Origin of the sequence: Paenibacillus massiliensis subsp. panacisoli DSM 21345 (assembly GCF_000426545.1) — a bacterium.
Taxonomy (GTDB): Bacteria; Bacillota; Bacilli; order Paenibacillales; family Paenibacillaceae; genus Paenibacillus; species Paenibacillus panacisoli.
In genome coordinates this window covers 115,287-127,367 of sequence record NZ_AUFO01000010.1, presented here as the reverse complement: position 1 = coordinate 127,367, position 12,081 = coordinate 115,287, and the positions used below count along the sequence as shown (strand labels likewise).

Annotated in this window: 10 protein-coding genes; all 10 read right to left on the bottom strand. The window is 49.0% G+C overall.

The window, feature by feature from the left end:
* Positions 1 to 243: 243 nt before the first annotated feature.
* On the bottom strand, positions 244 to 2,553 hold the full coding sequence (locus tag K331_RS0108815) for a methyl-accepting chemotaxis protein (RefSeq protein WP_028590006.1): 2,310 nt from the start codon (positions 2,551 to 2,553) through the stop codon (positions 244 to 246).
* 385 nt (positions 2,554 to 2,938) lie between these two features.
* Positions 2,939 to 4,267, bottom strand: a complete 1,329-nt coding sequence (locus K331_RS0108810) for a peptidase U32 family protein (RefSeq protein WP_018884723.1) — start codon at positions 4,265 to 4,267, stop codon at positions 2,939 to 2,941.
* A 28-nt stretch (positions 4,268 to 4,295) separates the two neighbouring features.
* Positions 4,296 to 5,228 (bottom strand): peptidase U32 family protein, encoded by a 933-nt coding sequence (locus K331_RS0108805; protein WP_018884724.1) that lies wholly within the window; start codon positions 5,226 to 5,228, stop codon positions 4,296 to 4,298.
* Positions 5,229 to 5,240: 12 nt separating this feature from the next.
* Positions 5,241 to 6,290, bottom strand: coding sequence for an endolytic transglycosylase MltG (gene mltG, locus K331_RS0108800; RefSeq protein WP_028590005.1), 1,050 nt, complete (start codon positions 6,288 to 6,290; stop codon positions 5,241 to 5,243).
* A 96-nt stretch (positions 6,291 to 6,386) separates the two neighbouring features.
* The gene (locus tag K331_RS0108795) at positions 6,387 to 6,692 is read right to left on the bottom strand and encodes a DUF1292 domain-containing protein (protein ID WP_028590004.1); all 306 of its coding nucleotides are present in this window, start codon (positions 6,690 to 6,692) and stop codon (positions 6,387 to 6,389) included.
* Positions 6,689 to 6,991, bottom strand: a complete 303-nt coding sequence (locus K331_RS0108790; protein ID WP_018884727.1) for a DUF1292 domain-containing protein — start codon at positions 6,989 to 6,991, stop codon at positions 6,689 to 6,691. The genes K331_RS0108795 and K331_RS0108790 overlap by 4 nt, the downstream gene beginning before the upstream one ends.
* 13 nt (positions 6,992 to 7,004) lie before the next feature.
* Positions 7,005 to 7,421 carry a Holliday junction resolvase RuvX gene (gene ruvX, locus K331_RS0108785; RefSeq protein WP_028590003.1) on the bottom strand — a complete coding sequence of 139 codons (417 nt, stop codon included), beginning with the start codon at positions 7,419 to 7,421 and terminating at the stop codon, positions 7,005 to 7,007.
* A 10-nt stretch (positions 7,422 to 7,431) separates the two neighbouring features.
* On the bottom strand, positions 7,432 to 7,692 hold the full coding sequence (locus K331_RS0108780) for an IreB family regulatory phosphoprotein (protein WP_018884729.1): 261 nt from the start codon (positions 7,690 to 7,692) through the stop codon (positions 7,432 to 7,434).
* A gap of 131 nt (positions 7,693 to 7,823) precedes the next feature.
* Positions 7,824 to 10,448 (bottom strand): alanine--tRNA ligase, encoded by a 2,625-nt coding sequence (alaS, locus tag K331_RS0108775; protein ID WP_028590002.1) that lies wholly within the window; start codon positions 10,446 to 10,448, stop codon positions 7,824 to 7,826.
* A gap of 504 nt (positions 10,449 to 10,952) precedes the next feature.
* Positions 10,953 to 11,981: an AI-2E family transporter gene (locus tag K331_RS0108770; RefSeq protein WP_404821475.1), complete on the bottom strand. Its 1,029-nt coding sequence runs from the start codon at positions 11,979 to 11,981 to the stop codon at positions 10,953 to 10,955.
* Positions 11,982 to 12,081 lie beyond the last annotated feature (100 nt).

Below are 12,081 nucleotides of genomic sequence, written 5' to 3'. Positions count from 1 at the left end.
ACCGCTTGCCAAATATCACCTTTCCCAATCAAATGTAAGTATAAAACAGCTGCTATGAGGCTCCCTAGTGACCATGTTCAGTTTAATGCTCTTTCGCACGAGGATACACCGTAGATTGAACGTTAAAGCTCTGAAGAAGGCCCCCGGTAAGCATCCGATCTTCTGAACACAAAAATGCCCCCTTGCCAGATCGACAAGGGGGCATCGCTGTAAAATATATACACTAATCTGTGCTTGCTCAGGCTAAACGATGAACTTCGAAAGCGTCTCCTTGAGGTTGTTGGATACATTCTCCAGCTTACCAGACAAGGTTACGAGCTGATTGCCCACGTTCTCCTGCTCACTGCTCAGCGAAGCTACTTCCTCTGAGGTTGCAGAGGATTGCTCGGCAACAGCACTTACATTGCTCATGGCATCAGACAATACACTCTGTGACTGATTCAACTCCTGAATCGAGCCCGTTACAGAATTAAGGCGTTCGACGAAATCACCCATTTGCTGCTGTACAGAATTGAAAATTTCTGTTGTCTCCTTAACGGCGCCCATTTGTTCCCGGAACAATGGATAGACTTCAGACAATGCAGCTACCGTCTCGTTCATTTCAGACACAATGTTATCGACAATGTCCCCTGCCATAATAATGGACTGGCGAGATTGGTCAGCCAATTGCCGAATCTCGTCTGCTACGACCATAAAGCCTCTTCCGGCTACCCCGGCACGCGCTGCTTCAATCGTAGCATTCAAGGACAGAATATTCGTCTGCTTCGTAATATTCTGTAGCACATCAAATACCTTGAATACCGAAGCTGTCGTCTCCTTCAGACGATCTACCTTCGCTACCAATGCCTTGGTTGTTTCCTCGGTCACACGTGTCTTGCTCATCAGCTGCTCTAGCTGCTTGGTACCCTCTTCGCTTGAACGCTCTACGTGACGGGCAGCATCTCCCATCTCTTTGTTTGAGTCGATGACGAGCTCCATCTGACGGGAAATATTCTCCGTTAACGCATTTCCTTTCTCCGCTTCAGTTGCCAGGCTGGTAGCCCCATTCGCAATCTCTTCTGTCGCTACAGCGATCTCACGGGCCGAGACAGCGGTCTTTCTGGATGCATCACTAAGCTCAGAGGCTGTTCCTAGAACATCCTGTGCAGAATTGTTGGTAAGCTGCGCCAGGAGCGTTATTTGCTCCATCATTTCGTTGAAGCTGGCTGACAGCTGACCGATCTCATCCTGTGAATGATGCTTCGTGCGTACACGCAAGTCACCCTTCGCTCCCTGAAGCATCAGCTCAGTCAGATTGGACAATGGACGAGCGATCATCCGAATCATGACGAGACCGATCACTACAGCTAGCGCAGCAGCGACAATAGCAAATATCCAGGTCGTAATCAGAATACTTCTGGCGTCAACTACCAGTTCCTTCACAGGTACTTGTCCATTCAGTATCCACTGTGAGCTCCCTAAAGTCGTATAGACCGTCAGTGTGTTTACTTGCTGATCGCCGATATTCAGATTGAGATTCTTTGTTCCTTGCGGCTCTGTATAATCCTTTACGTAGTCGAGCTTCACTTCTCCCCCAGCCATATTGTCCAACGTAGACGCTACGACTGCCCCGTCTGAAGCTACGAGATCGACTCGGCCTCCTGCACCCAAGGAGAGACCACTCAATTGCTCCTCCAGAATACTTGTCTTCAAGTCCATGACGAGTACGTAAGTACCACCAACACCACTTACGTCATTCATAGTTCTAACCAGTCTGAAGGTTTTGCCCTCACTATCCGTAGGAATCCAGCGTGCTCCCTTGTTTTGCAGCACCTCATCGAACCACGCTTCTTCACGAACCTCAACTCGATTTCCGGTTCCCATCGGATTCTTACTCTTGTCCTCAGGGTACAGATATAGGCTCTCAATCGCTTTGTTCGTAAAAGCGATATTAGCGAGTTTCTTGTTGATCGTGTCTGTATTTACGAAGACATCAAATGAAGTTTGGTTCGGGTCCGATATTTTCTTGAGCAAATCAGACATCTCCGAGTCGAAAAATACCTGTGTCGAGGTATCCAGCAGTCGCTCAAGAATAATATCCAGCTTGTCTGCTGTCTGCGAGATCGTTTGTTGATATGCATCCGCTGCATTTTTCTCAATGACACCGCGAGCTGTCATATACGACATTACGCCCAGACAGATTACGAAGAACATAATAGCAACGAAAAAGATAGCAAACAGCTTCATCCCGACCGACTTGACTGGATTTGCCTTGCGTATCATTGCTCCCATACCTTTGACAGTAAACGTTTTCATCCCGCGCGGTTGACGGCCATTGCCCCCACCGTTCGCACTCCCTTGCGTGCCCTGACTGTTACCTTTCTTGCTCGGTAGCTTGGCCAACTGTTTCTTGAATAGAGGAGACAGCTTGCCTGCAGCTTGTCCAAGCTTTGCTTTCGTAGATTCCCATGGCTTAGATGAGCCCTCTACTGCTTTTTGGATGTTCTGTGGTGCATTGGTGTCTTGAAACTTTTGGTTTTTGTTGCCCTGCTTGTTCTGACGTTTAAAACCCATTTCTCTCACCTGCCGAATGTGTTATATTTCTCTCCTTACAACATTTTCCTCTTTCACAGCTTGCCTGAATAATACACGTCCCCCTTCCTATTTTGGCCGCACGCTAAATAAACACATGCCGGATTATGCACAAAGGTCTTGCTTGAGAGGCTTGACCATAGTCAATTGCCAGCTGCAACATGCATTCAAACATAGTTTTGGGGCATTATGTAAAAAGCTACTCTTAATATATATCGTAATATTATGGTCGGATGTTAACACTTTTACGTCCCGCTAATAAAATTTCTTAAAACTTTTTTCCTATTCATGAATAAGACCCTCTTATTCAAAGAGGGTCTTAAGCAGCAATGTTATAGGATAATTGTCTTATAACTGGCGATTTATACTATTTTTTCTTACGCATCATATCAAAATAAGATACGGGCTGGTCCACCTTCATTCGAATCGGCTGAAGTGGATGACGGGCAGCGTCAAGCTCATTGCCTTCTTCATCCCAGATTTGTCCAACCTTTTGCTTGAAGAAGGTACCGTTAGGCCCAAAGAACTCGATCTCATGTCCAGGCTTGAAGTGATTCCGTTGCTGAACAGTAGCCATCCCAGTTGCTGCATCATAGTCCAATACGAGTCCAGCAAAATCATAAGGTACGGCCTTCTCCTCAGGCTCATAGATATGATCCTCATGATCAGGTGTGTCATAGAAAAATCCAGTATTCAGTGGACGATTAGCTGCTTTGTTAATCTCCTCAACCCATTCTGGTTTGAGTACGTAGTTATCAGGGTCCGCCATATACGAATCAATCGCTTGACGGTAGACATTCACCACAGTTGCTACATAGTGTATGGACTTCATGCGTCCTTCGATCTTAAAGCTGTCCACACCCACATCAATCAGATCCGGAATATGATCAATCATGCACAGATCCTTGGAGCCCATAGTGAAGGCATTATCCTTCTCCTCGAACAGCGGCAGCTGCGTCTCGCCAAGACGGAAGTTCTGAAGGACTCGGCTATCCCGTGCTTCCTCCTCAGAGATCCACGTACCCTCTGGACGAGCGTCCTCGAACAGATCATACTTCCAGCGGCAGGACTGACAGCAGCCCCCACGATTGGAATCACGATCCGTAAAATGGTTGGACAGGACACAACGTCCGGAGAACGAGGAACACATGGCACCGTGAATAAAGGATTCTATTTCGATGTCGACGTGCTTCTTGATCTCCTGAATCTCTTCCATACTAGTCTCACGTCCAAGCACAACCCGTGGTAACCCCTGATCCTTCCAGAACTTCACAGCTTGCCAGTTCAACGTGGATTGCTGAGTACTCAGATGGACTTCCAGTCCAGGTACGAACTTGCGAGCTACATCAATGATCGCCGGATCAGCCGCAATAATCGCAGAGATTCCCGCGTCATGCAGGTTCTGCAAATATTCCTTAATTCCTTCGATATCTTCATTATGTGCATATATGTTGGTGGCCACAAACACCTTGGCCCCATACTTTCGTGCAAATTCCACACCCTCACGCATTTCCTCAAAGCTGAAATTATCCGCATTCGAGCGCAGGCCATAATGCTGACCTCCGATATAGACAGCGTCTGCTCCATAATGAATCGCAAATTTTAGCTTCTCCAGATTCCCTGCCGGTGCCAGAAGCTCCGGTTTATCAAGACGGTTTCTCTTTCCTGCGTATTTAGGCTTCGTTAAGGTTGCCATCGTGTTGTCCACCCCTTTTTAATTTCAATTAATAAACCTGCTCTTTATAGAAAAATCCGAAGGACAGCTCCCGCTCCGGGTCCTGCAATCGCCTTACTTCATCCAGCCAGCTCTCATCGAACGCGTAGCTGTCAGCATCAGCAGCATAGGCATCTATGGCCTGACGATAAGCCTTAACTGCAGCACAGTTATAAGCGAGCGACTTCATAAGACCTTCGATCTTGAAGCTGTGCACGCCGGCTTCCATCATAATATGCAGATCCTCGATAATACAGATGTCATCCGAGCTCATGATATGCGTTCCGTTGACATCCTCATAGATAGGGAATTTCTGATCAGGGCGCTCATCCGTCTCGATCAGGAACAACCCCCGATCCATCCCCAGATTACCATCCACTGGACGATTCTGATGCTTCATGTAGCTAGCCACCAGACTCCGCTTGGAATGATAAATGTTCGTCATCCCATGCACCTGCACCTGGGCCTCGATCTGTAGATGAGGAATCATCCCTGTAATCTCATCCATATTTAGCTCACGTGCCAGTACGACGCGAGAAGCTCCCTTCTCGCCCCAGTAGTTAGCTGTGGCATAGTTCGTCGAGGTCATCTCGGCATTCCAGAACAAACGGATATTCGGAGCATGCTCTCTCGCAGCTGCCAGCACAGAGGGGTCATTGAATTCGATCGCATCCACGCCGTACTCCGCAAGCTTCTCGATATATGTCGGGATCGACTGCAGCAGATCGTTGGTCATCAAGTTGCTCATAGATACGTAGACCTTCCCGTTACGCTTGTGCGCCTCATCAACGGTCTCCTTAATTTGCTCCAGCGTGAAGCTACCCGGCAGACGCATGCCAAAGCGGTCATCCCCGATCAGAAGGGCATCTGCTCCTGCCTCCAGAAGCTGCCGTGCCTCCTGCGGTGTAGCTGCCGTAACAAGCAGTTCCGGTTTTTTTTGCATATTGTACAACTCCTATTGTGTCACATTTTTGCTAGCTTCGATATTGCGTAAATGTTCCTGATACGTACGCCCGAACAAATGCCCCTGCGTACCATCCTTCTTCGTCACATAGTAGAAATAATCCGTATCGGCTGGCTCCAGCGCAGCTTCTACGGCGCTTAGACTCGGGCTCGAGATCGGCCCTGGCGGTAGCCCGTCATACATATAAGTATTGTACGGTGTATCTACCTCCAGATCCTTGAACAGAAGCCGCTCCTTCTGCTTGTCCAGCATATATTGCACCGTGGCGTCAATCTCAAGCCTTTGCCCTTTCTTCAGGCGATTATAGATAACGCTGGCTACCATCGGACGCTCTTCATCCACCACAACCTCACGCTCAATCAGGGAAGCGACCGTCATCAGCTCATGTAAGGATTCGCCGCGTTCCTGCAGTCGTGCCTCCAGATCGGTGATAGAGTCTAGCTCCTTCTGGGTCTGCTGCAGCATTACTGTAACAATATCCTTAACTGTACTGTCCTTCTTGACCTCATAAGTCTCAGGGAACAGGTAGCCCTCCAGTTGATATCTCAGCTTATCATTCCGCGGAATCGACTCAGTCAGTGGGAGCTCGAAGGCAGCTGCATCATTAGCCAGCTTGAGGAACTCTTCTTTGTCCACAATTCCTGCTTCCTGAAGTCGATCAGCGATTTGGATTATTGTATAGCCCTCAGGAATGGTAAAACGCAGCATTTCTTCCTTCTCAACGTCTCCTGAGGATAACTTCGTTATAATTGCATCAAAATCGGCCCCAGGTGTAACCGCGTAATTCCCCGCCTGGAAGCCGCTCCCGACATTATTCCATCTCACATATCCTTTAAAAACGAGAGCATTCCGAATAAGACCCTTCTCCTCCAGCAATTCAGCAATCCTAGAGGAGCTCATCCCTTGTTCTATGGTAAAAGCAACAGGCTCGGACTTTGCTTGCACAGGCTGCATCATTTGCCACAGATACCACGCAGCTCCTCCCGCTAATAGAACAAGCAAGAGCAGGAAGAGCAATGCCGGTCTAGATTTACGCTTCAACAATCCCAACCCCTTCACAGCCAAAAAGAGCGGACTGGTCCGCCCTTTCAGGTTCATCTCAACAGGCTTTACAATTGGTCAAGCTTCTTCTGGCCGTCAAGCTTCCTCCGGCAAGGTTACTTCGTCGTATAGCTCGGCAATGTCTTCCCATTCCTCATCATCCTCAATGGTTGTGAGTTCAGGCTCCCCATCACCGTTATATTGAACACGCAATAACTCATAATCCTCTGCAGATGCATTCGGTGCCTGGATCACGGCATAACCTTGACCCTGTACCTCGAATTCCGCTACCAGCTGATACATGACGCTCTTCCCCTGTTCATCCTCCAGCTCGATGTCAGAGCCGAAGGATTCCTGGAGTCGAGACAGCCACTGAATATCTTCACGAGAGTAAGATGTCATGCGTCAGCATCCTCTTCCTCTTCTACAAATGTATTAAAAGTTTCCTCGACGATCTCCCATTCGGCGTCATCCTGGATGACAAATAGCTTGATATCGTCTCCCTCTTCTTCATAGCGGAACGCATATACATCGGTCTCATCCTCTTCAGGCTCGACTGGTGCAACCATCATATACTTGGCGTCGGAGCCATCTACCTCGAATTTCATAATGACCTCGAATTCCTCTTCGTTGCCATCTTCATCAGCGATGTAGATAATTTCCGGTTGCTCTTCTTCCAATTCCACTCGGTTATCAGCCATTGCGAAATCCCCCTCACCTTGTACTGTTAGCATCCAAATAATTTTGCAAGATCAAGCATGCCGCCATTTTGTCCACAACCTGCTTGCGTTTCTTCCGGCTTACATCAGCATCAATCAATGCACGCTCAGCAGAAACGGTAGTGAGCCTCTCATCCCAAAGGTGAACGGGGATGTTCAATACCTCGCGCAAATGCTCAGCGAACGCCATAGCCAGCTCTCCTCTGGGACCGATGGTTCCATTCATGTTCTTGGGAAGACCCAATACAATCTGCTCCACCTCATGCTCCTTGACGAGGGCTTCGATTCTGGCAAACTCACTTGCATCCTTGCGCCTTTCAATAACTTCCAAACCTTGAGCGGTCCAGCCGAACGCATCGCTTAGTGCGACACCGATTCTGCGGTCACCGTAATCCAGTCCCAGTAATCTCATCCAGTCTCCCTTAACGATGGTTGGCCAGATAGGAACGGACTAATTCTTCAATCAGCTCATCGCGTTCTTTCTTGCGAACCAGACTTCTTGCATTGTTATGACGGGGAATGTAAGCGGGGTCCCCGGATAACAGGTAGCCGACGATCTGGTTGATTGGATTGTACTCCTTCTCCACCAGTGCATCGTATACTGTCAACAAAATTTCCTGGGAAGACGCTTCTTCCTCGTCCCCTTTGACATTAAACTTGACCGTCTTATCCATAGAGTCCATGTTGACACCTCGCTTCCACAAAACATGTGTACATGTTATGTCCAGCTTTTCTTCTCTATCATACCATAATCAGCGCCCTGTAAGGAAATAAAGGAATTGGAAATCCATTATTTAGGGCAAAATTTCTTCATTTAGCCTTGGGACACCAGCTCTACGGCACGCTTCAAAGCTTCATCCAGCTTGGATACATCCTTGCCGCCCGCTTGAGCCATGTCTGGTCGGCCGCCGCCACCGCCGCCGCAGACCGAAGCAATCTCCTTGACCAGCTTGCCTGCATGAAGTCCTGCCTGGACCTGTTCCTTCGGCACGGATACGACAAAGTTCACCTTGTCCTCCATTACTGCACCGAGTACGAGCACTGCCTCCGGCAGCTTGCCTTTCAGCTCATCTGCAATAGCCCGCAATGCGTCCATATTCGTGGCTTCCACTCGTACAGCCAGCAATGATGTATTGCCTGCCTGCACAACTTTATCCGTCAATTGACCAGCCTCAATCGCACTCAGCTTGCCCTGCAGGGATTCGTTCTCACGGCTCAGCTCTTTCATTTGCTGATGAAGACCTTCGATTCGCTTAGGCACATCTGCAATGTTGGATTTGAGCAGGCTGGCTGAGGCTTTGAGCAGCTCCAGCTGTTCTTCCATGTATTCATACGCATTACGACCTGTTACGGCTTCAATTCTTCTGACACCCGATCCAATACCGCTCTCGCCAAGCAGCTTGAACAGGCCGATCTGCGATGTATTGCTCACATGACATCCACCACATAGCTCAATGCTGTATTCGCCAACCTTGACTACCCTTACGATGTCTCCATACTTCTCCCCGAACAGTGCCATAGCTCCCATGGCTTTAGCTTCGTCAATCGGCTTCAGGTCAATACTCACGGACTCCTGAGCCCAGATGTGGTTATTCACCCGACGTTCAATATCGGCTAGCTCTTCCGCAGTAATGCTACCGAAGTGAGAGAAGTCAAAGCGCAGACGGGAGGCCTCTACCAGAGAGCCAGCCTGATTGACATGCTCGCCTAATACTTCCTTGAGCGCTTTGTGCAGCAGATGCGTGGCCGTATGGTTTTTCTCGATATCCTGACGAGCTTGGCTATTCACCTCAGCCCGAACGGAGTCACCCACACGAAGCTCGCCAGCCTCCACCACGATCTGATGGACATGCTGTCCTTGAGGTGCCTTGCTCAATCCTTCCACTCGCGCCGTAACCGTGCCACCACGCAGGACACCACGGTCACTTACCTGACCGCCGCTCTCCGCATAGAATGGCGTAACATCCAGTACAATCTGCGCAGTCTGTCCTTCATGCAGCTGATCGACGAGAGCATCCTCATGGATAATCGCAACAACCTTGGATTCGGTCACCAAATCATGATACCCAACAAATTCACTTTTAACCGTCAATTCGGACAATGCTCCGCCCTGTACCTTCATGCTTCCGCTGTCCTTACGGGCAACACGCGCCCGTTCACGCTGTTCCTGCATGGCCTGATCGAAGCCCTCACGGTCCACGCCAAGTCCATGCTCGCTCGCATAGTCCTCTGTCAGATCGAACGGGAAGCCATACGTGTCATACAGCTTAAACGCATCAGCACCACTGATGGTCTTCAGACCGTTGCTAGTCGCTGCAGCACTGATCTCTGCCAGAATTGCCAGACCGTCGCTAAGCGTCTCATGGAAACGTTCCTCCTCCGTCTTGATAACCTTGACGATGAATTCGCGCTTCTCTACTACTTCTGGGTAGTATACGCCCATGATGTCGCCTACTGTCTCGACCAGCTCATACATGAATGGACGCTCCATGCCCAGCATTTTTCCGTAACGGACAGCCCGGCGGAGCAATCTACGGATAACATAGCCTCGACCTTCATTAGAAGGAAGCACGCCATCTCCCACGGCAAATGCTACGGTACGGATATGATCCGCGATCACCTTCAGGGCTACATCCGTATCCACATGCTCGTTGTATGTCACATTGGCAATAGACGCTGCTTTCTGAATAATAGGCTGGAACAGGTCCGTATCAAAGTTAGAGTTCACGTCCTGCAGGATGGATGCAAAACGCTCCAGCCCGGCACCTGTATCAATATTCTTATTCGGAAGCGGCGTATAGCTGCCATCCTTGTTATGATTGAACTGTGAGAATACGAGGTTCCATACCTCCAGGTAGCGTTCGTTCTCGCCGCCAGGATACATCTCGGGATCGGACATATCGCTACCGTAGGCTTCACCACGATCATAGAAGATTTCGGTACATGGACCACAAGGACCCTCACCGATATCCCAGAAATTGTCCTCCAGCTTGATGATACGCTCGGCTGGGAGACCAACCTTCTCATTCCACAGCTTGTACGCCTCTTCATCCTCAGGATATACCGTAACCGACAGACGCTCTGGATCAAAGCCGATCCATTGCGGTGAGGTCAGGAACTCCCATGCCCAGGTCACAACCTCTTCCTTGAAATAGTCACCAATAGAGAAGTTGCCCAGCATTTCAAAGAAAGTATGGTGTCTGCGTGTCTTGCCGACATTCTCAATATCATTGGTACGAATACATTTCTGCGAATTCGCAATACGCGGATTATCCGGCTTCACGCGACCGTCGAAGTATGGCTTCAATGGTGCCATGCCTGCATTAATCCACAGCAGCGATGGATCATTGTGAGGAACTAGCGATGCGCTTGGTTCAATATGGTGTCCTTTTTCTGCAAAAAACTCGAGCCATTTGGAACGGATTTCACTGGCTTTCATGTACATGCCTCCACTATCAGAATTAAGATGATTGGTTCGTGCTGAATCAAAAATAGATGTGAAAATACAAAAAAACGCCCCTCCATACTTCAGGGACGAATTCATCGCGGTACCACCCTGGTTATCGACCATGCCAGTACGCATGAACGATCGCCTTTGATCAGCTGATAACGGGAGCCTCCCGGCGGGGATGAGCCGCACTCCGAAATGAGCTTTCCGTCGTCACGCCGCACAGGCTCTTCCACCCATCGGGAATGCCCGAAGGAGCCTGCTCGCTGTGGAGGGTAAATCGACGTACTTGATTTCATCAACGTGTTATTTATTAGACAGCCAAGTCAAGCTGGAACGCTTACTGCTCCCAGCGCAAGCTTTGGGAAAACATTAATGTAAATACAAGTTGGTGCAATTACAGAAGGAGTAATTACACAAAATGATACATTGTCTAGTATATCCATCCGAAATCGTAGTGTCAATGCGCGTTACAGCCACTTTTCACAGAGGATGCTACACCGTCTTCCGACGGATGTAGTAAGCGAATACATGCTGCACGATGACCTTCAGAATAGCCAGCACAGGAACAGCTAGGATCAAGCCGACAATCCCCGCGAGTTCTCCACCGACTAGTAACGCAAAAATAATTGCCAGCGGATGCAGGTGCAAGGATCGACCTACGACCTGAGGAGATACCACATTGCTCTCCAGCATCTGGCATAGCACATTGACGATGACCACATAGATGACCATCTTCATGGACACAGTAGAGGCCATAATGATGGCGGGAGCCGCTCCCAGAAAGGGACCCAGATAAGGAACAATGTTGAATACCGCCACCACACTCGCCAAGAGCAGCGCATAAGGCATACCTACGACCATATAGCCGATGTAAGCTAGCATTCCAACAATAATGCAGACGGCAAATTGGCCGCGAATGTAGTTGCCAAGGGCTGTATCGATCTCCTTCAGCACATGGACAATCTCTTTACGATGGGCTCCAGGCAGGAACGAGACAATCGTGCGCTCGAACACATCGAAGTCCTTCAGGATATAAAATATGAGAAACGGAAGAATGAACACATTCAGTAACGCGTTAATCATCCCCCCGATATTGTCCATGAACGCCGAAATGCCCGTCGTGAGCCGATCCTCCATTTGGAAGAACCACTGATTCATCCCGTCGCGAACCCCAAGTGGCAGCATACTGCCATCCAGATTGGTCATGAACCCCTGTGCATGCATTGTAATCTCTGGCAAATGCTCATTCAGCTCATCAAGCTGCTCAATGAACATCGGAATCACATTCATCAGCACCACACCAATCGAGGTGAGAAAGACAGCATAAATGAGCAGAACTGCCACGCTTCGCGGAACCTTGCGGCCGCTGAGCATACTGACCACGGGATTGAGAACGTAGGATATTATCATGGCGAGGGCGAAGGGGGCTATTATTTTCTTCAGAAAGCCATAGGTTGTACGAAACAACGGAAGCAGTAGCCACAGGAAATATAAAATAACAAGCCCCAGCAGCACCATCATGCCATACCGAAACCATTTATTCTTCAGATAAGATTCCAATCCCCTTGTCCACCTCTTTCGGACTTGCTCTGTCGATGACAGTATATGCGGGAAGAGGAGG